The sequence below is a fragment of the Marinobacter sp. SS5-14b genome (assembly GCF_030541005.1).
Lineage (GTDB): Bacteria > Pseudomonadota > Gammaproteobacteria > Pseudomonadales > Oleiphilaceae > Marinobacter.
On record NZ_JASSVM010000004.1, the window covers coordinates 89,134 to 109,578 of the forward strand.

Sequence of the window (20,445 nt, forward strand, 5' to 3'; positions counted from 1 at the left end):
CCCCGAATTTTCTTGCACTGCGGCCCGGCTGGCCGCAAGGAGTAGACGATGAAAAAATTGAATGAAAGTCAGCTGAACGAGCTCCAGAACGATCTGGACGCTATCCGAAATGACGTGCTGGCCGACATTGGTGAGCGGGATGCCAAGTACATTCGCCGCATCATCCGTTTGCACCGTACGCTGGAAATCGGTGGCCGGGTGATGATGCCTTTCGGCTTTATTCCACCGGTGTTTATCGCCGCAACCGCTTCGCTGGGCATCGCCAAGATCCTGGAAAACATGGAAATTGGCCACAACGTGATGCACGGCCAGTACGACTGGATGAACGACCCCAGCCTGAACTCACAGACCTACGAGTGGGATACTGTGTGCACCAGCGACTCCTGGCGCCGAACCCACAACTACGAGCACCACACCTACACCAACATTATCGGCAAAGACCGGGACTATGGGTACGCGGTGCTGCGTCTGAACGACGATGAGCCCTGGAAGCCCTGGCATTCGCTGCAGTTTATCAATTACATCTTGCTGAGCGTGCTGTTCCAATGGGGGGTAGGTGTGCATGAACTGGAAACAGAAAAACTGATGCGTCGTGAAATCAGCTGGCGCGACAAGCTGCCTTTTCTGAAGCAAGCTGCGCGAAAGGGTGGCCGTCAAGCGTTCAAGGACTACGTTTTCTTCCCGGTGCTGACCTTGCCGGTCGCTCCAATTGTTCTGGCCGGGAATGTCGGCGCGAACCTGATTCGAAACCTGTGGGCATCGACGGTTATTTTCTGCGGCCACTTTACCCAGGATGCAGAAACCTTTACCGAGAAAGAGTGTGAAGGAGAAAGCAAAGGTCACTGGTACCTGCGCCAACTGACCGGATCATCCAATTTTACCGGGGGAAAATGGCTGCATGTGCTGAGCGGGCACCTGAGTTATCAGGTGGAACATCACGTATTTCCTGATCTGCCAGCGCATCGCTACCCGGAAATATCAGAGAAAGTTCAGGCGGTATGCCAAAAACACGGCATCCCCTACAACACCGGTTCATTCTCGAAACAATACAGCACCGTGGTGAAGCGGATTCTCAGATACTCTTTGCCAGAACGATTGATCGGCAGTGCCGCTAGGGCGTAACAGCCACACCACTGCCCGAAGGGTGACTGCCCAGATTTCGGCTGGTCACCCTGTTTCTCCCGGCCTCTTTGGACACATAGAGTGCTTCGTCTGCAGCCGCAATCAGGTCTTCAGGATCAATTGAGGCACCGGCGGGTGCAGACGCCACCCCGATACTCACGGTTACCGGCACCGGTCGGCCATCCCACTCAAATCCCAGTTCCGATTCAATACCGCCGCGTAACTGCTGGGCGACTGCTTCAGCGCCTGCAGCATCGGTGTAGGGCAGGATGACCGCAAACTCTTCCCCGCCATACCGGGCCACAATATCGGTTTCGCGCCGCACAACGGCGGCCAGCTTATCCGCAAGCTTGCGCAAACAACTGTCACCGGCCTGATGGCCAAGGGTGTCATTAAAGTCTTTGAAGTGATCGACATCCAGCATAATCAGCGCCAACGGGCCCTTTCGCCGGCACCGGGAGGCTTCTTCGGCCAAATGAGCGTCAAAGTAGCGCCGGTTGAATACGCCCGTCAGCCCATCCGTAGAACTGAGCGCCTCCAGTTGCCGGTTTGCGTATTCAAGAGCCTCTGTCCGTTCCGCCACCCGGAACTCCAGGGCTTCATTCATTTCCTGCTGAATTCTCTGGGTCTTCTGGGCCATGTGCCGCAGGCGGTCGGCCAGAGCAATAGACAGCAAAATAACCTCGAAAGCCGAGCCAATCTGAATACCAAACTCGGTGACGAAATTAGCCGGCACCACACCGAACGTTTTCATTGTGTACAGCAGCATGCCCGCCAACAAGGCAGACCAGGCCAACATGAAATAGCGCGCCGGCCGGAATTTACGGTACAGACATAAGCCACCGGAAATCATCACCAGTACAATCGCCACCGAAGCAAGGAACGTATTCAATCGGATGACCGGCGCGTAATCCGGATACAGCAGGGGCGTGAGTGCAGAAACGGCGAACGTCGCCATAAACACAAAGAAGACCTTATTCAGCCGCGGGGCGTTTTCTTTCAATGCCAGAAACGAGCGGGAGAAGCCCAGCACACAGAACATTCCCACCGCAATAAGAACCGCAACAGCCCGGTTGTTCCACCAGGGGAGTTCGGGCCACAGGTGCTCGAATGACAAACCGTTGAGTGTAAACTGCAAGGTACCGTAAGACAGGATGTAGCCAACGTACCAAAGATAGTTGGTGTCCCTGAATGACAGAAAGATCAGCAGGTTAAAAATCACCATGCAGACCAGCAATCCGTAGAACAGGCCCAGCAGGAAACGCTCCTGGTGGTCCGCCTGGCTGAAACTGTCCACGCTCCAGAGCAGGGTTCGCATCTGAATCGCACCGCTGGTTTTTACACGGAAAAACAGGTCTGCGCCTTCACCCCGATTCAGTTCAAGGAGGAAGTTGATGTTGTGATGGTCTCTCGGCCGCAGACTAAAAGGAACCGAATCGCCTGCTATCTGGCGCTCAATGGCACCGGAAGCCTTGACAATAAACAACTCCATTTCATCGATAATCGGGTAGAGCCCCTCAATAACCCATCGATCGTTCGGGCTTGAGACATTTTCGACGCGGGTGTGGAACCAGTAGGTCGAGTCGGTAAACCCGAAGTTGTAGGCCTTCTCAGGCTCATCTTTGGAGCCCACCTCTGGCCAGCGCTGGATAACCTGGGAAATGTTAAGGCTTGAGTCGGGGTCTTCGTAATAGGTGAGTTTTCGGGATATGTCGAGCCGGCCGCTGCCCTCTTCCAGCACGACAGGAAAGCTGTCCGGCACTTCTGTTGCGGATGCGTGCAACGCACTCACAACCAGCAAGATCATAAACAGTAGACGAATCACGCCAGCCCCGGTTGGTTATTGGATTTTCTTATCCTTATAACCAGATAGTAACCGACTCCAGCTCAACCGGGCGTAATGATTGGATTTTGTTCGTTACGGTCTGTATCAAATGCCTACGCAATCTGAAGAAGACGCAGCAACTGGGGCTGATGCTTACCTTGAACGACGTCCGCCAACGTGTATTGATCGAGCACACCCAAAAAGGCCTGCAAAGCTTCATCAAACATATTCCGCAGCCCACACACCGGGGTAATTTTGCAGGTATTTTTCCCTGAGAAGCACTCGACCAGGCTGAGGTCTTGCTCGGTTTCTCTGACCAGGACACCCACATTGATATCCTTCGGTGCCATGTGCAGTCGCATACCGCCCTTCTTTCCGCGCACCGTTTCAATGTAGCCCTTCTTGTTGAGCTGATGCACCACCTTCATCAGGTGGTTTTTGGAAATCTCGTAGCTGTCGGCAATTTCCTGAATTGTCGACAAGCGATCACCACCCTGTGCAGCGAGATAAATCAGAACTCTCAGTGAATAGTCCGTATAGCGGGTGATGTGCATTCAGTACTCCAGAATCGAGATAACGTTAATAAGATGGCCGGGTAATCATGTAGGTCGCAACAATCAGCAAAAACAGTCCGGAAACAACCAACACGGCCAGAGGTGACCCTAATATCAGCAAAACGCCCCAACTCATGGCCATCATGCTGCAGGCCAGCACCTTGGCCCGGGCCGGCACTGCACGCCGGTGTCTCCACTGCTCGATCGCTGGACCGAACCGGGGGTGTCCTTCAAGCCACTGCGCAAACGCCGGCGACCCTTTACTGGCAAAGTAGCCCGCCAGCAACACAAAGGGCGTGGTTGGCACCAGGGGCAATACCACGCCAAGGGCTGCAAACCCGATCGATATATACGCAAGAATCCGGAATCCGGTTTTGCCTGACTGCACAGCCATAGCCCAAGCCTCAAGACTGTTCGAACCTGACTTAATTCTACCCTTATTTAATGAACAGGTCTGCCCAGCTTGCTAAGGAACGTCAACCTGGCTACATAAGCAATCTTTACGCCTACGGCAAAAAACAACGTCCCCATATGAGCCGCTATCTGAACCGACAGAGACAATGCACCCGCCAGCGGATAAGCCAGCAACACGGTAATCAAAAGCCCGACCAGGGATGCCAGAATCCCGCTGTTCGCGATCACCAGCCATTTTTCAAAATGCTCCATATCGTCCACCTCTCTTATAACATATATTTACTTTAAATGTTATAGAGATCAAACCGGGACAATGCAAGGCTCGTACATCACACAGGTCAAGTGTGCAGCCACTCAACTATTGTTCGCCGGGTATCGGAATCTGGCATAAGCTTTGACATACTGACCTGACAACTCAGAACAAAAGCAGTTACAGGATCCATACGATGCCGCTCTCTGAACTGACAGACCGCTTCGGTCGCACCGTGAATTATGTTCGCCTGTCGGTGACTGACCGTTGTGACTTTCGCTGCGTGTACTGCATGGCGGAGGAAATGACTTTCCTGCCCCGCGCGAAGATTCTGTCCCTTGAGGAAATTGCTCGGGTGGCTCGTAGTTTTGTGTCGCTAGGCACCGAGAAAATCCGCCTGACCGGTGGCGAGCCGCTGGTCAGAAAGGGCATTCTCGACCTGGTCCGTGAAATCGGTCACTACGGCCTGCGGGACTTTGCCATGACCACCAATGGCAGCCATTTACCGGAGATGGCCGAGGAGCTTCGCAAAGGGGGCCTGCACCGGCTTAACATCAGCCTGGATTCGCTGGACCCTGAGAAGTTCCACGCGGTTACCCGTACCGGCAAGCTACCGCAGGTTCTTGAAGGCATTGAAGCCGCCCGCGATGCCGGTTTTCGAAACATCAAGCTCAATACGGTGGTGATGAAGGGGCGCAATGATGAGGAAATTCCGGATTTGATCGAGTTTGCCCGCGCCCGCCAGTTGGATATCACGTTTATCGAGGAGATGCCGCTGGGGGAAATTTCGGAGCATGATCGAGGGTTGGCTTTATGCACCAGCGAGGAGGTGCGCTCGATTATCCGCCAGCATCACGATCTGGAGCACACCGGTGATGACACCGGAGGGCCGGCACGGTATTACCGGATGCCGGGTAGTGATATCCGCGTGGGGTTTATTTCTCCGCATTCCCATAATTTCTGTGCCACTTGTAACCGGGTTCGGGTGACGGTTGAGGGGCGGCTTTTGTTGTGTTTGGGGAATGAGCATTCGGTAGATTTGCTTGGGGTTTTGCGGGCACACCCTGACAATGATGAGGTGCTTCGGGAGACGATTATCAAGGCGATGGATCTGAAGCCGGAGCGGCATCACTTTTCCAGCAATGGGGATGTGGAGATTCTTCGGTTTATGAATATGACCGGAGGCTGACCGGGTTTAGTTGCGCGCCTAGCCTTCCAGTTCAGGTGTTTGGGCGGGTGAGGGCAGGCTTTCCAAAAACCGCTCCTTCGGCACATCCATGTGGCGCTTGGGCTCCGCCATCCCTGGCTCCGCACATTTTTGGAAAGCCTGCCCTCACCCGCTCTATCTAACTATGGCGAAATAGCCTGAAAAGCTCTTGTCCAATTAAACACCCATTGCCACATCACATTAGCCAATGTTGGCGGCGCATCACCTCAGTGGTCCATTTCGTGTCCGCTATGACCATTATCCATCGCGGATTCGCCTGTCATATCGCCCTCAGCAGTCATGTCATGACCATCGTGCATATCCTCCGTAGAGTCCATTCCGCTCATGTCGTGCATGGCCATCCCGGCGTTCAGGTGATCCAGGGTGATGTCGGCGAAGGCAACTACCTCGCCCCCGTGTTCTGCGGCGAAGTCTGTGGCTTCGGTTTCGGTTTCAAACGATGCCAGGGTTGGGCCCATGGCGCCGTTGCGATCGGAACCGACGACGTAGACGACTTCACGGGCGTCGATCAGGTGGGTGTCATCCGGATGGTCCCAGTCGGTTTGAGCCATGTTGTGGACATACAGGGTGTGGTCGCGCTTTTCGTTTTCCGGCTGCAGGAACCAGGCGAACATGTCTTTTGTGGAGCAGAATTTCCGGACGTTCTGTTCGCGCTCGGTAAAGGCCTGGCCTTTCGGGCCTGGAAAGTTGGTGATGACCATGCCGCATACGTGGCATTCGTCGCCGGATTCGAAGTGAACAGGTTCCGGTTTGGCCAAGGTTTCCTGTTCGCCGCCGGAGCAGCCGACGAGGGTAATGGCTGTGAAAGCGACGATGAGCCATTTGGTGATTGGGTTTGCCATGTTTCGTGTGTCTCCGGTCGGGATCAGATTCTTCGATTTTTAAACAGCAACAGTGCGCCGGCCAGCGGGATAGCGCACCAGAGGACAAGGCCTAACCACAGTCCACCTGCACCGATCGGCAGGTCTGAACCGAGGCTCAGTACGCCGCTGAGTTGGCCACTGTCACCGAAGGCGACGATGTTGAGCAGTCGGTAGATGTCAGTGGGGTTGAGCATGAGCAGCCAGGGCAACAGTTCCGGGTTGAACTTGCCTTCACTGGCAACCAGTACGCCGAGCAGCATCAGGTCAAAGATCAGTACAAAGAAGAACCAGATCGCCAGAGCCATGCCCGCAGCCACGGGCTTTTCACTGACCCGCACGCTGACCAGGTACGCCAGGGCGATAAAGCCCCAGCCCAGCAGAATGGTCGAGCCGATGAAGCGCCCCATGGCGACGGCCAGAGCGCCAATGCCGACGTCTTCAACCAACAGGGCAATGGCGAGGCCTGCCACGCCGAAGCCAATCAAAGTGGCTAGGGCCAGGGTAAAGCCGTGGCCGAGAAACTTGCCGAGCAGGAGCTGGCTTTTACTCAGCGGATAGGTCATCAGCAGCAGCAACGTGCCGCCTTCTTCTTCTCCGACGATGGCATCGTAGGCCAGTAAGAGCGCAATCAGCGGAATCAGAAAGATACCGAGGCTGGCAAGGCTGGCGATGGTAGCGGGCGTGGAGGCATAGCCAACCTGACCGGAGGCGGCAGCGCCAAACCAGGCGATACCGAGGGCCAATGTGGCAAATACCAGTGAGATCGCGACCAGCCAGCGGTTTCGGAAACTGTCGCTCAGCTCTTTACGGGCAATCGTCCAGATGGCGTTCATTGGCCACCTCCCCGGTGCGCCAGACCGCCCGAGCCGATAAAGTGTACATAGATGTCTTCCAGGCTGGGCTGATGGATACCCAGGTCGGCCACTTCTCCGGAGTTCATCAGAGTCTGGATAAGGGCCATTTTTTCTTTTGGTCTTACATCCACCAGCAGTCTTCCGTTGTCATTTTTCATCATCAGACCCGTGTTTTCCCGGGCCTGATTCATTACGGTTTCGAGCGCCGCCAGGCTATTCGCCGGCTGCAAAATGAGAGTAACGGGCATATTGGCCTGCTGCCGCAGCGAAGGCAGGTCACCGGCGGCTTTCAGGGAGCCGTCGGTCAGAATGGCGGCCCGGTCTATATAGGGCTCGACACCCGGTAGCACGTGGGAACACAGCACAATACCGGTGCCATCATCCCGCAAATCCCGCAGAAGGCGATAAAGGTCTGCGGTCGCAACCGGGTCGAGACCCACCGTGGGCTCGTCGAGCATCAGCAGTTTTGGCTTGCCCAACAAAGCCTGGGCAAGCCCCAGACGCTGGCGCATGCCTTTGGAATAGGTTTTGGTGCGGGCATCCATGGCATCACCAAGGCCAACCTGCTCAAGCAATTCAGGTACCTGGCGCAAGGGCGCCCCCTTCAGCCTCGCAAAATGGCTCAGAATCTCCCGGCCGGTCAGCTGCGGGTAGAACATCACATTCTCCGGCAGGTAACCAATGTGCTGGCTGACTTGCGGATCACCCGCTTCGCCATCCAGCACAGACACCTTGCCTTCGCTGGGCTTCATCAAACCCAGAATCAGCTTGATCGAAGTGGTTTTACCGGCACCGTTGTGGCCGAACAAACCCAGGATTTCTCCCGGCTCCAGGCGCAAATCAACACCGTGCAGCACCGTTGCCTTGTCGTAACGGTGACTGACATTCTCCAGTCGAAAACAGTTCATCGGATCTCCGATTGCAGGTACTCGGGAATTCGCATCAAGGGATGGGGGTCGCTCACACCAGCGGATTTCACCACCGGAAAAGCATCCTGAACCCAACGCAGGGTATCCACGGCGGGACTGAACATCAGCACCTTGGCCTCGGGATACTTCCACAGCAGGCGGTCGACATTGTCGTTGGGCTCATAGGGCACATCACCCAGGCCGTCCTGATTCCGATCCCAGCCCAGATAATCGCTCCAGAAATTACCACTACCCTCTTTCGCCCAGGACTGGGTACGAGTGGCGACGTACTTCACCTGACGCTCGTTATTCACGAACGCATTATCAAACACCTCGTTATCTTCAGAGCCTGCGGTCAAATGAATGCCGATGTTACTGTCCGCAAACAGGTTACCCTCAAAGGTGTTATACAGCGAGTTATAGATAAAAACCGCCTTACCTTCACCACCGGAGATCATCACCCGGCCAGTTTGCCCTTCCGACACCCCGGTCACCACATTACCCCGAAGAGTCGAATTAGTGATGAAGTTCATCAAAATACCGTAGTTCTCATCATTTTCAGAGCGGTTATTCACCACCGTAAGATACTTACTCTGCATCAACGCATAACCCGTGCGCGTGCCCCGGGTCACATTGCCTTCCAGCAGATTGCGCATCGAATACATGTAATGAATGCCATAACGGAGATCCGTCATCACATTGTTACGTATCTTGTTGTTATTGGCGGTTTCAATATAAATCGCATCCCGGGTCTGGCTGATGTCATTGCCTTCAATCAACGCGCCGGTGGTATTAAACAGATGAATACCATTACCCCGATCCTGCGAGCGCAAACCGGTATCACCTCGGATATGATTATTCCGCACCGTCACATCCGGCGTAGCATCCAGCCAAACCCCAAACGCCGGCCCTTGCAGACGATTGTCCTCTACCACCGAACCGCTGGCCTCCCGGGCAACAAATATACCGGCATCCAGCTCATTGAGATCCTTGCCCCAGTTACGCACCGTACACCCGGAAAACGTTACCCCCTCGGCCAGAATATCCACGGTATTCCCCTGCCCCTGACCATCAATCACGGTTTCCGGCGCACAGGACACAGTCACTCCAGGCACCCTGATAGCCAGCGGCGACAATGTTTCGGGGGGGAGCTCGATGGATGAACCCGGTTCCAGGTTATCTAGCTGTTGTTGCAGGTCCGCATTGGCGGCGAGCGATAAAAGAGCGACTGACAGGGCCACCCCATAACGCAAAAGTTGGTACATCAATGTTTCTCTAAAAGTTGACTGCGTGAGAGGACTGCACCTTGCTTTGGCAAAGCGATGGGATAGGGCTTTCCGAAACCTTGCGTATTTCGGAAAGCCCTATCCCATCGGTTTGTTGCACCCAAACCAGAAAACCAGGCAGGGGCCCCCAAACAGGGACCCCGACCAGGAAAGCCTATCAGGCCTTCTCAACCAACATACGACCGCCCATTTCCATGTGCAGTGCGTGGCAGAACCAGTTGCAATAGTACCAGTACACGCCCGGCTTACCGGCGGTAAAGGTCACAGACGCTGTCTGCTGCGGACTGATCTCCATGCTCACGCCGTGGTTCACCATACAGAAGCCGTGGGTTACGTCCTCAATGGTATCAAGGTTCGTGATATAAACCGTTACCTCATCACCTTCCTTGACCTTGAACTCCAGCATGCCGTACTGAGGCGCAACAGAGGTCATGTAAACACGAACCTTCTTGCCGTCACGGATAACCTTGTTGTCGGCTTCCAGGGTCACACCGTCCTTCGCAGCCTGCTCTCGGCAGCTGGCAAAGAAAGCATCCTCACGATCATAGATCTTCTTGGTCTTGATCTGATCACGACGCACCAGAATGCAGTCGTGCGGTTCAGCAAAGGTCGGGCCATCGTGAACCAGCTTCATTTCCTCGCCGGAAATATCGATCAACTGATCGTTCTCAGGATGCAACGGGCCAACCGGCAAGAAGCGGTCCTTGGAGAACTTGGACAACACCACCAGCCACTTACCGTCGGCATCGCGGGATTCCGTCAGAGACGCGTGGTTGTGACCCGGCTGGTAATGCACGTCCAGCTTCTGGCGAATGTAGTTTACCTTCTCGCCGTTGTAGCTCTTGATGGCATCCGCAATGTTCCACTTACACACCTGGCTGTCGATAAACAGCGTGGTGTAGGCATTGCCACGGCCGTCGAAAGTCGTGTGCAGAGGCCCAAGGCCCAGCTCCGGCTCACCAACAACGGTATCACGCAGCTCGATCTTGTTGTCGAACAGGTCGTCCAGTTTATCAATGGCAATAATAGACACGGTCGGAGACAGCTTGCCGTTGGCAATGAAGTACTTGCCGTCAGGAGAGGTGTTCAGGCCGTGTGGGTTCTTCGGTACCGGGATGTAACGGGTGAACTCAGACTCACCACGACCGTCCACCACCGGAACTTTGGAATCGCCAATGGTCTTGAACTTGCCTGCTTTCACGGCCGCAGCGATGCGCTCAATGTTGAACACAACCACCCAGTCACGATCGTTACGCATGGTGCCTGCCAGGTCCACTGCACGCTCTGAGTTGTAACAGGTAGACGCGGCGTATTTGCCCGTGTAGTCGGCATCGGTGTTATCCAGGTTACCGTCGACAATCACCTGCCAGGCGACATCCATGGTTTCTGCGTCCAACGCGGTGAACATGGTGTAGCTGTTCTCCAGGCTGTAATCGCTGCCGTCATTCGGCTGCGGGATCACAAACTCGGCGTTACAGAAAACATAGTTGGTGCGCGGGACTTTCTGAAGTCGCAAACCGTGAATAGCCTGGACGTTCGGAATATGGGTAATCTTATCCGTCTTCATGATATCAAGGCGAATACGGGCGACCCGGGTATTGGCCTTATCATTGATGAACAGATATTTGCCGTCGTAGCGACCGTCTTCCATGGAAATGTGCGGGTGGTGGCAGTCACCGTTCAGGAACTGCTGGTCGCCGCCCAGGATTTCTTTACTTTCGTTGGTGATGCCCCAGCCAGTGGCGGAGTCAACGTTAAACACAGGAATACGCATCAGCTCACGCATGGACGGAACACCCAGAACGCGCACTTCACCCTGGTGCCCACCGCTCCAGAAGCCGTAGTATTCGTCCAGCTCACCGGGCTCGATGTGAATCTTGTTCTTGGCTTCCTTGGCGGCAGCCGCGAAAGCTTCACGAGACATGATAGTTGAGCCCAGGCCCGTTGCACCGGCAACACCGGCCAGAGCAGCTGCACCCATAAAGCGACGACGGCTAAGGCCGCCTTCCGGGACCTCCGGCGTATCCTTGCTCAGTTCATCTCTTTTTTTCATAGCGTCTAACTCCGTTATTGGTTATGGCGGTTTAGCTTCTCATTCCGTCCGGAGCGTCTTGGTGGCTCCGATACTTTTCAGTGCACCTGAACGACCGGAATCTCTTCCGGATGCCCGGGTGCGTTATGACCACGGCGCTTACCACGGCGTTTCACAATCAGTGGCGGGCACTTGTGGTCATCGAAATAGGTCATCTGGCAATCCAGGCAGTAATGGCATTCCATATAGTTGATATGCCCATCTGGATGGATGGCTTGAACTTCACACTCGTGATCACACAGACGGCAAGGATTACCACATTCCTTGCGGCGCTTGAGCCAGTCGAATACGCGCAGCTTGGTTGGCAGGGCCAACGCGGCGCCTAGCGGACACAGGTAGCGGCAGTAGACCTTGCGGGTAAAGATGTTCACCACCAACAACAGCACGGCATAGGTCACAAAGGGCCAGCTACGGTCGAAATGCAAGGTGATCGCCGTCTTGAAGGGCTCGATTTCTGCCATCTGCTCTGCGGTTGCCAGCGAGTCGAGCGATACCCCGAACAGCACCAGCAATATGATGTACTTGATGGCCCACATGCGCTCGTGCCAGGCAAACGGCACCGTGTACTGGGGCACTTTCAGTTTGCGGGCAATCTCGTTGATCAATTCCTGCAGGGCACCGAACGGGCACAGCCAGCCGCAATACACGGCCCGCCCCCATAGCAGCACGATACCGGCCACCACAGACCAGAGCACAAACAGCATCGGGTCAATCAGGAAGGTTTCCCAGGTAAAACCACTGATCAGGCTGTTCACAAACGTCAGCACGTTCACGATGGACAACTGCCCAAGTGCATACCAGCCGATAAAGAACAGGGTGTAGACCAGAAAGCCATGACGAATCCAGCGCATCATTTTCGGCTTCTGAACCAACCAATCCTGGAAGAAGAGGATGAACAGGAGCACCGCGATACCCAGTCCCAGCACGATGATCTGGAAATCCTTCTGATACCAAACCTGCACCCACAACGGCTGCTCTTCCAACCACTCTTCATCCGTGAGCACTGGTTCGGCGCGGGTGTAATACTGATCCGGCAACTGATATTCCAGCGGGACGACCGCGAACTCGCTATCCAGCGGGCCAGTCTGGCGCTTGATGGTTAATTCCAGCGCCCAGGGTGAGCCCGGGTCAAAGTTGTACTGCTGGCGGACAATAAAAATGGCCATCTCCGGCAGTCTCGGCATGCCCTCCATATAGACATCGCTGAGCCGGTAGTAATCAAGATCACGGAAGTTGAATGTGTCACCGAATTGACGGATTTGTACCCGGTCGAAAATACCACCTCGCACATAGCCTGAACCGCGGAACGAATAGGTACCATCCGCCATCACAGCAATCGCATGTTCACCGTCTTTCAGCTCAGACATCAGCCATTCGTACTGTTTATCGCCCAGCAGGTTGCGGCCGATGGTCGGTGAATCCAGGTAGGTGGTATACAGATCGATAAACGTATCGTCCCGGTCTTCCGGGGCCGCAGTTTCAATGCCTTCCGCCGGGCCACCTTTAAACGCATCGTCCACCATACCCCGGGTCAGCTTGAGTCGGCGGATGGACCCATCGCCGGTCAACTGTTCCCAGTTCTTGTCTTCGTAGGTGCTCATGTCAACTTCGGCAATCGGCGGGCGTTTGCTGCCTTTGGTCACTTCAATCAGACCCAGCTCGCCACCCACACGGTGCGCCGTCCGCATGATGACTTCATTGATCACCATGACCGTGACCGTTGCACCGGACAAACCATCAACCGCAACCCGCCGATCTGACGAGTTACCGCCAACCGTGACCCGCTGATCAGCCTTGAGGCCGACATACTGGTCCGTGAAGTTGTGCATTTTGATTTCGGGAATGCCAATCAGGAGAATCGGTTCATTGTGGTGAATAACCCGAGCGCCCTGGATCACCCCCTCAGCATCAAGAACCACCATCGCATTCAGAGGTTTACCCGAGTAGGCCGGAGTCTGCACAAAATCGAGAGTCTGATAGGCATAACCGACCAACTCTTCACCGGCATAAAGCTCCTGAATGGCTCGATTCTCTTCGCGGGGCTGAAACTCGGTGACTTCGGGCATCGCCCTTTCAATAACCTGGCGACCGGAAACCGGCTCATAGTCTTTCAGAGGCATGGCCGTGGCTGCCGACGCAAAAGCCACCAGCAGGGCAAAACAGAGACGCAAACCGGATATCACTAAAACCCCCAACTCTTATCGAATACAACTAAGGGTGGATCAAAAATGAGAAAAATCAAATACCTCTATTTGAATAGCCCGGGCCGACCAGAACCCCTGACCGGCCCGGCACACCTCGTGATTACTGGCTGATCGCCACCAGCCTTTGAGGATCGGAAATGAACAGCTTGCTGCGATTTACCCGCACCAGTCCGTTGGATTTGAGGTCAGCCAGAATGCGCGAGAAGGTCTCTGGCTGCATGGCAAGCCGTGACGCCACCAGACATTTCGGCAGAGGCAGCTCGACTTCGCCACCCTCCTTCACGCCGTTTGGCAGTAAATCGATGAGATAGCGAATCAGCCTGTCCCGGGCATTCTGGACGGTCATGATTTCGAGGTCATGGAAGCGAGTTACCGCGCGCATGGCGTAATGGCGAAGGGCTGCTTGCGCGTACTCGGGATTCTCGGCCAAAAGATCCTGATAGACCTTCACCGGAATCATCAGTACCTCACTGGATTTAAGCGCTTCGGCGTAACAAGCGTACTTTGGTGGGTCCGCGTAGATCATCACTTCGGCGAAACAGTCACCGGGTGCAATACTGTCCAGCGTGCGGTCGATGCCAGAAGAGTCCAGGCGATACAGGCGCAGGCGGCCCGAGATCACAAAGAAGAAGTGATGCGCGGGCATATCCTGCCGGTAAAGTAACTGATGATGGCCCAGCCGTATGCGGCGGGACTGCTGAATCAGGGCAGCCAGATCATCCGGCTGCATTGAGCTGAAAAGTGTGTGGCTGCGCAGCGCTTCCAGACCATCTTCTTCATCCAAAAGATTATTCACAGCAACAAGGACCGGTTTTCTGAATCGATTGTCGGCGGTTTGTGTCATGGCCATGGAAGTATCCTCTGCGCATATTCATGCATTCAAAATCCTGTTTTTTGATACTAGAAGGATACGGCACAAAAATCGCTCCCCCGATGGGGGTAGAACCAGACATCCTTCCCGGCATTTGACTTAACTCAATAATTAGCACCCCTAACTACCCGACACCCTTTCACCCGACGCCAGATCACTCAGCGCCGCGCAGGAGCGTGAGCCGCTCCTCGCGCCGAAGATCACGGGCAAACAGCAGAAGGCTCGCACTGAGCAGCAGGAAAAGAATCATGAATACGGCCGTTCGTATACCTAGCCACTGATTCACTGCACCAAAAAGAACCGGCAGCACAAAAGCAACCGAACAGGCGGCCACCAGCAAGAACCCCGCGAACAGCGCCGCCTCCGCCCGGTTAGCCAGGATCACCATGCGCTGCAGGCTCCCCATGGCACACCCCATCGCCACACCGAGCACCACAACCAACACAGCCTCAACCGCCAGCGGCAAAGCAAACTCGATCGCAATCACACCCTCAACACCTTTTATGAAAAGGGTCATCGGCGGATAGGACAACACCCCCAACGCAAGCAGACACACCGCCAACGATCGTGCGGCCACCCTGGCGCTGCCGAAATGGTCGGACAGCCCGCCCCCGGCAATCTGGGACAAAGCGCCCGGAATGACAAACCACTGGGCAAGGCTTGCGCCAGCCCCCAGCTGTAACCTGAACTGAGCCGACAGAAAATCAGGTAACCAGAGCGCCAATGCAAAAAAACTACCGGCTACCACACCAAAATACAGGCAGAGCGGCAAGGTTCGCCCTTTTCGAAGCAGCTGAAGAAGGCGCTGCGGGGGTGCGTTGGCAGACGCCTCCCGGTTGGACGGATCATCATCAGTCACCATAACCAACAACGCGATGACCAGTAACAAAACCACAAGGTAAGCTAACGGCACGCCCTGCCAGGAAAACGCGCTGTGAAACAGCGGCACCAGATAATAGGTGAACCCGGCGCCGGTAACCCCAGCGCCAAAAATACCCAACACCAGCCCCATATGCCGGGCCTCACAATGGCTGGTGATAAATTGCAGGCCCGCGCTGTAGAAGCCACCGGCCAACCCCAGACCACTGGCCGCCAGCAGGTAAACAGCGAAACTGTCCGCAACCAGCAGGACCACCATGCACACCGCCAGTCCGATGAGACACCAGAGCATCACCGAGCGGGCGCCATACCGCTGCGCAGCCAGCCCGGCGGGAATAGCCAGCAACGCACTCACGGCCATCGGGGCCGCCAGCAATACGCCAAACTGCAGACTGGTTAATGCAAGCTCGCCCCGCAGGTGCACACCCACTACAGCAAACAGCGTCCAACAGCCGGCCGCGATCACAAAGCCTGTCACAGCCAGCGGCAGAATGATTGCCAGCGATGCAAACCTGTCATCGTCCCGCTCTTGTTGAGTGTGCATTCCCTGACCCTTTAAAGACCAACGGTTAGTGTCAACTTTTGCCAGCGAAAGGGTCAAAGGCTATGATGGGTTATCACCAATTGGGGTAATTGACTATCCTCAAGGAGGTATCGAAGAGCCGGACTCTGGGCCATAATCCCTGTTGGAACGACACGCTTTCGACACACTGCGGGCAAAGACCTTTTCATGACATCCAGAAGCCCTCTAGTAAACCGTCTGGCCCTGGTTATTGGCGCCATCGTGCTTACAGCCATTGTCAGCATGGCCACGACCCTTGCGGTTTCCAACAGCATAGAAGGTAACGCCACCGCCATTAATGTGGCCGGTTCGCTCAGGATGGGGGCATTTCAGCTGGTCGCCCATTCAGGAGCTGCCGGCCTGCAAAATGGAGGCACCTCTTCAGCGGAGCAAATTGCCGAGTATCAGAGCCGTTTGACGGACAGCACCATTTCCCGCTCCATCCCGCGCACAGAGGATCACCCGCTGGCACAGCAGCATCAGCAGATTCTTCAAACCTGGGCCTCCCAGCTCAAACCGCTGATTGAGGCTCACTCCCAGGGCACCCCCATTTCGCCCGCCATGGTCACCGCCGTTGAACAGTACACTTCGGAGGTGGACGCACTCGTACTGATGCTCGAGGAGCGAACGGAAGCACGAATCGACCTGTTGCACGTTATTCAGGTGATCAGCATGGTGTTCTCGGTGCTGATTGTGATCGCCCTCTTCCTCGACCTGAAGAACCGGGTGTTGCGCCCCCTCAGGAAGCTGGTTGGCATAGCCACCGCCGTTGGCGAACAGGACTTTTCACAGAAGGCCAACCTGAAAGGCTCTGATGAACTGGCCAGACTCGGGCTCGCCTTCGATCAGATGACCAGCGAGCTGGCACTGACCTACCAGCAACTGGAAGACAAAGCTCGGCAGAAAACAGAAGAGCTGGAAATAAGCCACGCCGCGTTGCAGGCCATGCACTCGGCCAGCCGGAACCTGTTTGCCAACCACGACCTTTGCAGCGGTGCCATTCCGATGCTGCAGGAGATTGAGCAGCTGCTGAGCATTGGCCCCATACGCTTGTACCTGCACGACAAAGAATCTGACCTGCCGGTAGAGGCCGTTACCACAGCCGCCGAGAAGCGCCCGTTCTATTGCCGGGATCACCACTGCAACGCCTGCCTGGTGACGCCAGAGGTTTACGACGAACTGCCGATGGAGAACAACGACGGGCGACGGCTGCTATTACCCATCCGCACGCCGGGCCACCTGCTGGGCACACTGGAAGTCTGGTACCCCGCCGATAAAGGCTTGCCGGATACCTCACGCAGACTGCTGGAAACCCTGACCGATCAGCTGGCTACCGCAATTTTCCTGGAAAAACAGATCACCGAAGAGCAACAACTGACACTGGCCGAAGAACGAACCGTGATTGCCCGCGAACTGCACGATTCGCTTGCACAGTCTTTGTCTTACCTGAAAATGCAGGTGACGCGGATGCGGCGCCTCAATATCACTGGCGACCAGAAACCGATACATGACGACATTCTCGATGAGCTCAGCACGGGCTTGAACAGCGCCTATCGGCAGCTTCGCGAGTTACTCGCGACCTTCCGGCTCAAGCTCGACACACCGGACCTGGCCTCCGCACTGCGCAAAACCATTGATGAATTTTCAGAACGGCTGGGCAAGCCGGTGGAGTTTGAATACAACCTTCCGCCGCAGACGCTGTCGCCCAACGAAGAAATTCACACGCTGCAGATCATCCGTGAAGGCCTGGCTAACGCTGTCAAGCACGCAGACGCAACCGACATCTCCGTGCATGTCATGTTTGAATCCCCTCGCGTGCGGGCGTGCATCCGCGATAACGGCAAAGGCCTGCCGGGAGGCGAGCAACCGGTTAACCATTACGGCCTGATCATCATGCAAGACCGTGCCCGCACCCTGGGCGGAAAGATACTCGTACAAAACCGGGAGGAGGGCGGTGTGGAAGTTGCACTGACCTTCGTTCCCAAAAGCCGCAATCTGATTCCGACTCAGACAGAATCGGCCTGAGCAGATACCCTTTACAAATAAATGAGAGAGACCATGGCTGACACACCTGCAAGCATCCTGCTGATTGACGACCACCCGCTGTTGCGACAGGGCATCAAGCAACTGATCGGCATGGAAGAGGATATGGAGGTTATTGGCGAAGCGAGCAACGCCGCCGATGGCATCCGGCTGGCGACGGAGAACGAGCCTGATTTGATCCTGATGGACCTGAACATGCCGGAAATGGACGGCATACAGGCTCTAAAACAACTTCGGGAGCAGAACATCAGCTCCCGCATCATCATGTTCACTGTATCGGATCAGGAAGACGATGTGGTTGCAGCTTTAAGGGCTGGCGCTGACGGTTATCTGCTGAAAGACATGGAACCGGAAGACATGATCGCCCAGCTGCACCAGGCGGCCGTGGGCAAGATGGTCATCAGCGACCGTTTAACCACCCTGCTGGCCGAGGCCCTGCGCTCGAACAAGCCCCAGAAGTCCTCCCGCCCGGACTTCGACAGCCTGACCCCGAGAGAAAAAGACATCCTGCGGCTGATCGCCGAGGGCCTGTCCAACAAGATGATCGGCCGCAAACTGGACATCAGTGATGGCACGGTGAAGGTGCACGTAAAACATCTGCTGAAAAAGCTCAGCCTGCGGTCCCGGGTAGAAGTTGCTGTATGGGCCGTAGAAGAGGGCTTGCACAAGGGCTGAGCTATATCAAATCGCTCAGCGCTGCATTCGGATATCCTGCCGGAGTTCATTGCGCCAACGGAGTCCGATATGCACCTGAGCCTGCCCAAATTACCCACACCCCCCGGCCTTTCCTCACTGCCCGGTGGACGCTATCTATCGGAGCTGGGCAAAACGATTCAGACCAACCCTCTGCTTGGCCAGTCACTCGCCGTGCTGCGGGAGTACCTCCCCTCACCCAGCCCACTTCTCGGCGCCATTGACCGCAGCATACCCATGCCAGTCAAACAACTGGCAGCCGAAGCCCCGCTGAACCGACTGTTCGCCGAAGCAATGGCCGACGGAGAGTTTGATGACTTTGAGGGCCGGCGCATACGGCTGGAAGTGAACGGAGGCCTACCGGGCATTACCTTCGGCTTCTGGGCCGGCCGCCTGCGCATTGTCGACGGCCCCGGAGAAGCCACAATTCGTGGTTCTTTGTCGGCGCTCAAAACCCTGGCCGAACGCAAGCAGGACCCGGATCAGCTATTTTTTCAGCGCCGCCTTGTGATTGAAGGCGACACCGAGCTGGGGCTGGCTCTGAAAAACCTGCTCGACAGTCTGGAATGGGATCTAAGTGTCCGAGAGCTGTTTTTTCGTAACGGTTAAACCGCCAGGCCACTCATTGCCTGCACTTCTGCCAGCGACAGCAGATCGGACCGGCCTAGCTGACTGATGGAGGTTTTACCCATCAAAGACAGTGTCAGCTCGATTTCAAGCCGGATGGTATGAAACAGGTTTTCCACTGCGCTCTGTCCGCCGGCAGCCAGCGCATACCCCCACGGACGTCCCACCAGGCAGCCATCCGCTCCAAGGCACAGGGCCCGGACCACATCCTGTCCGGTTTGAACGCCGCCATCGACCAACACCTGACATTGCCCCGCCACCTCTGCCGAGATGGCCGGCAGCATGCTCAGGGACGCCGGTGCGCCATCCAGTTGACGACCACCATGATTGGAGACCACCACGGCATCCGCGCCCACCTTAAGAGCCGAGCGGGCATCGTCCACTTCCATAATGCCCTTGATCACCAGCTTGCCTGGCCAGTGCTGGCGTATCCAGTCCAGATCATTCCAGGTGACCGAGGGATCAAACTGGCTCTCAACCCAGGCTTTAAAGTCCTCCGGCTTGCGGCCCGATGGCACCACACTGGCCAGATTACCAAACGTCAGCGGCTTGCCACCAATGGCCACATCCGCCAGCCAGCGCGGATGGCCCAGCAGATCCAACACTTTGCGCACCTTCGCCGGCAGCGACAAATTGCCGTTCATGCCGTTGCGAACATCCCGGTACCGCAGGCCCAACCTGGCCAGATCGACCGTGAACACCAGGGTCTTGAAACCGGCCTGCCAGGCTCTTGCCAACATCTCCTCGGAAAAGCCCCGGTCTTTCAGCACATAGAGCTGGAACCACCGATTGGCATCCGGAACGTCCCGGGCCACCTCTTCCACCGAACAAATACCCACGGTACTCAAGCAAAACGGAATGTTGGCTCTGGCACCGGCCGCTGCAGCCTGCACCTCCCCCCGCCTGGCCAACATCCCGGCCAGACCCATGGGCGCCATGACCAGGGGCATGGTGGCAGCCGTTCCCAGCAAAGTGGCGGACGTATCAATACGGGAAACGTCGGTCATCACCCTTTGGCGAAAACACCATTGTTCAAAGGCGCGCCGGTTTTCAGCCAGGGTATGTTCAGAAAAGGCACCGCCGTCCAGATAGTCGAACAACATGCGCGGTAGTTTGCGCCTGGCCAACAGGCGATAATCACTGACTGAAGCGGGGGCGAGCATAGGGGCA

18 protein-coding genes are annotated in these 20,445 nt (G+C 55.9%); 5 read left to right on the forward strand and 13 right to left on the reverse strand.

The window, feature by feature from the left end:
- The first annotated feature begins 48 nt into the window (after positions 1 to 48).
- Entirely contained in the window at positions 49 to 1,122 is a 1,074-nt protein-coding gene (locus tag QPL95_RS10350) for an acyl-CoA desaturase (protein WP_303290895.1), read from the forward strand.
- Here the strand turns inward: QPL95_RS10350 and QPL95_RS10355 are convergent.
- From QPL95_RS10355 to QPL95_RS10370, 4 genes are all read right to left on the reverse strand, one after another.
- Positions 1,112 to 2,947 (reverse strand): 7TM diverse intracellular signaling domain-containing protein, encoded by a 1,836-nt coding sequence (locus QPL95_RS10355; RefSeq protein ID WP_303290896.1) that lies wholly within the window; start codon positions 2,945 to 2,947, stop codon positions 1,112 to 1,114. The two genes, QPL95_RS10350 and QPL95_RS10355, sit on opposite strands and share 11 nt — an antisense overlap.
- Before the next feature lie 113 nt (positions 2,948 to 3,060).
- Positions 3,061 to 3,501 carry an Rrf2 family transcriptional regulator gene (locus tag QPL95_RS10360; RefSeq protein ID WP_303290897.1) on the reverse strand — a complete coding sequence of 147 codons (441 nt, stop codon included), beginning with the start codon at positions 3,499 to 3,501 and terminating at the stop codon, positions 3,061 to 3,063.
- 25 nt (positions 3,502 to 3,526) lie between these two features.
- Positions 3,527 to 3,895, reverse strand: coding sequence for a YbaN family protein (locus QPL95_RS10365; protein WP_303290898.1), 369 nt, complete (start codon positions 3,893 to 3,895; stop codon positions 3,527 to 3,529).
- A gap of 47 nt (positions 3,896 to 3,942) precedes the next feature.
- Entirely contained in the window at positions 3,943 to 4,167 is a 225-nt protein-coding gene (locus QPL95_RS10370) for a hypothetical protein (protein ID WP_303290899.1), read from the reverse strand.
- 194 nt (positions 4,168 to 4,361) lie between these two features.
- Between QPL95_RS10370 and moaA the strand changes: the two genes are divergently transcribed.
- A complete protein-coding gene (moaA, locus tag QPL95_RS10375) occupies positions 4,362 to 5,354 on the forward strand; it encodes a GTP 3',8-cyclase MoaA (RefSeq protein ID WP_303290900.1) in 993 nt (330 codons plus the stop codon).
- 245 nt (positions 5,355 to 5,599) lie between these two features.
- Here moaA and QPL95_RS10380 read toward each other — a convergent pair whose 3' ends face one another.
- The 8 genes from QPL95_RS10380 to QPL95_RS10415 form a co-directional block, all read right to left on the reverse strand.
- Positions 5,600 to 6,235, reverse strand: a complete 636-nt coding sequence (locus tag QPL95_RS10380; RefSeq protein ID WP_303290901.1) for a nitrous oxide reductase accessory protein NosL — start codon at positions 6,233 to 6,235, stop codon at positions 5,600 to 5,602.
- Between the two features lie 23 nt (positions 6,236 to 6,258).
- Complete coding sequence (locus QPL95_RS10385) at positions 6,259 to 7,089, reverse strand: ABC transporter permease (RefSeq protein WP_303290902.1); 831 nt, start codon at positions 7,087 to 7,089, stop codon at positions 6,259 to 6,261.
- Positions 7,086 to 8,018: an ABC transporter ATP-binding protein gene (locus tag QPL95_RS10390; protein WP_303290903.1), complete on the reverse strand. Its 933-nt coding sequence runs from the start codon at positions 8,016 to 8,018 to the stop codon at positions 7,086 to 7,088. The genes QPL95_RS10385 and QPL95_RS10390 overlap by 4 nt, the downstream gene beginning before the upstream one ends.
- Complete coding sequence (locus QPL95_RS10395) at positions 8,015 to 9,283, reverse strand: nitrous oxide reductase family maturation protein NosD (protein ID WP_303290904.1); 1,269 nt, start codon at positions 9,281 to 9,283, stop codon at positions 8,015 to 8,017. Before QPL95_RS10395 ends, QPL95_RS10390 begins: the two co-directional genes overlap by 4 nt.
- Before the next feature lie 178 nt (positions 9,284 to 9,461).
- Entirely contained in the window at positions 9,462 to 11,357 is a 1,896-nt protein-coding gene (gene nosZ / locus QPL95_RS10400) for a TAT-dependent nitrous-oxide reductase (protein WP_303290905.1), read from the reverse strand.
- A 77-nt stretch (positions 11,358 to 11,434) separates the two neighbouring features.
- Positions 11,435 to 13,516 (reverse strand): transcriptional regulator NosR, encoded by a 2,082-nt coding sequence (gene nosR / locus QPL95_RS10405; protein ID WP_303291236.1) that lies wholly within the window; start codon positions 13,514 to 13,516, stop codon positions 11,435 to 11,437.
- Positions 13,517 to 13,700: 184 nt separating this feature from the next.
- Entirely contained in the window at positions 13,701 to 14,450 is a 750-nt protein-coding gene (locus QPL95_RS10410; RefSeq protein WP_303290906.1) for a Crp/Fnr family transcriptional regulator, read from the reverse strand.
- Positions 14,451 to 14,625: 175 nt separating this feature from the next.
- Positions 14,626 to 15,894: a nitrate/nitrite transporter gene (locus tag QPL95_RS10415; protein WP_303290907.1), complete on the reverse strand. Its 1,269-nt coding sequence runs from the start codon at positions 15,892 to 15,894 to the stop codon at positions 14,626 to 14,628.
- Positions 15,895 to 16,080: 186 nt separating this feature from the next.
- Here QPL95_RS10415 and QPL95_RS10420 point away from each other — a divergent pair, with 186 nt between their 5' ends.
- The 3 genes from QPL95_RS10420 to QPL95_RS10430 all read left to right on the forward strand — a co-directional run bounded on the left by QPL95_RS10420 (position 16,081) and on the right by QPL95_RS10430 (position 19,257).
- Positions 16,081 to 17,937 carry a histidine kinase gene (locus tag QPL95_RS10420; RefSeq protein WP_303290908.1) on the forward strand — a complete coding sequence of 619 codons (1,857 nt, stop codon included), beginning with the start codon at positions 16,081 to 16,083 and terminating at the stop codon, positions 17,935 to 17,937.
- A gap of 33 nt (positions 17,938 to 17,970) precedes the next feature.
- Positions 17,971 to 18,630 carry a two-component system response regulator NarL gene (gene narL / locus QPL95_RS10425; protein WP_303290909.1) on the forward strand — a complete coding sequence of 220 codons (660 nt, stop codon included), beginning with the start codon at positions 17,971 to 17,973 and terminating at the stop codon, positions 18,628 to 18,630.
- 69 nt (positions 18,631 to 18,699) lie between these two features.
- Positions 18,700 to 19,257: an SCP2 domain-containing protein gene (locus QPL95_RS10430; protein ID WP_303290910.1), complete on the forward strand. Its 558-nt coding sequence runs from the start codon at positions 18,700 to 18,702 to the stop codon at positions 19,255 to 19,257.
- On the opposite strand, the gene QPL95_RS10435 is transcribed toward QPL95_RS10430, so the two are convergent.
- Positions 19,254 to 20,438, reverse strand: coding sequence for an L-lactate dehydrogenase (locus QPL95_RS10435; RefSeq protein WP_303290911.1), 1,185 nt, complete (start codon positions 20,436 to 20,438; stop codon positions 19,254 to 19,256). The two genes, QPL95_RS10430 and QPL95_RS10435, sit on opposite strands and share 4 nt — an antisense overlap.
- Positions 20,439 to 20,445: the final 7 nt, after the last annotated feature.

Bases quoted from the DNA above. Each gene is read 5' to 3' on its own strand.
- QPL95_RS10365 (WP_303290898.1), bottom strand. From the start codon at position 3,895: ATGGCTGTGCAGTCAGGCAAAACCGGATTCCGGATTCTTGCGTATATA.
- QPL95_RS10360 (WP_303290897.1), bottom strand. From the start codon at position 3,501: ATGCACATCACCCGCTATACGGACTATTCACTGAGAGTTCTGATTTAT.
- QPL95_RS10420 (WP_303290908.1), top strand. From the start codon at position 16,081: ATGACATCCAGAAGCCCTCTAGTAAACCGTCTGGCCCTGGTTATTGGC.
- nosR (WP_303291236.1), bottom strand. From the start codon at position 13,516: ATGCCTCTGAAAGACTATGAGCCGGTTTCCGGTCGCCAGGTTATTGAA.
- QPL95_RS10350 (WP_303290895.1), top strand. From the start codon at position 49: ATGAAAAAATTGAATGAAAGTCAGCTGAACGAGCTCCAGAACGATCTG.
- QPL95_RS10380 (WP_303290901.1), bottom strand. From the start codon at position 6,235: ATGGCAAACCCAATCACCAAATGGCTCATCGTCGCTTTCACAGCCATT.
- QPL95_RS10390 (WP_303290903.1), bottom strand. From the start codon at position 8,018: ATGAACTGTTTTCGACTGGAGAATGTCAGTCACCGTTACGACAAGGCA.
- QPL95_RS10430 (WP_303290910.1), top strand. From the start codon at position 18,700: ATGCACCTGAGCCTGCCCAAATTACCCACACCCCCCGGCCTTTCCTCA.
- nosZ (WP_303290905.1), bottom strand. From the start codon at position 11,357: ATGAAAAAAAGAGATGAACTGAGCAAGGATACGCCGGAGGTCCCGGAA.
- QPL95_RS10370 (WP_303290899.1), bottom strand. From the start codon at position 4,167: ATGGAGCATTTTGAAAAATGGCTGGTGATCGCGAACAGCGGGATTCTG.
- QPL95_RS10410 (WP_303290906.1), bottom strand. From the start codon at position 14,450: ATGGCCATGACACAAACCGCCGACAATCGATTCAGAAAACCGGTCCTT.
- narL (WP_303290909.1), top strand. From the start codon at position 17,971: ATGGCTGACACACCTGCAAGCATCCTGCTGATTGACGACCACCCGCTG.
- QPL95_RS10435 (WP_303290911.1), bottom strand. From the start codon at position 20,438: ATGCTCGCCCCCGCTTCAGTCAGTGATTATCGCCTGTTGGCCAGGCGC.
- QPL95_RS10385 (WP_303290902.1), bottom strand. From the start codon at position 7,089: ATGAACGCCATCTGGACGATTGCCCGTAAAGAGCTGAGCGACAGTTTC.
- moaA (WP_303290900.1), top strand. From the start codon at position 4,362: ATGCCGCTCTCTGAACTGACAGACCGCTTCGGTCGCACCGTGAATTAT.
- QPL95_RS10415 (WP_303290907.1), bottom strand. From the start codon at position 15,894: ATGCACACTCAACAAGAGCGGGACGATGACAGGTTTGCATCGCTGGCA.
- QPL95_RS10395 (WP_303290904.1), bottom strand. From the start codon at position 9,283: ATGTACCAACTTTTGCGTTATGGGGTGGCCCTGTCAGTCGCTCTTTTA.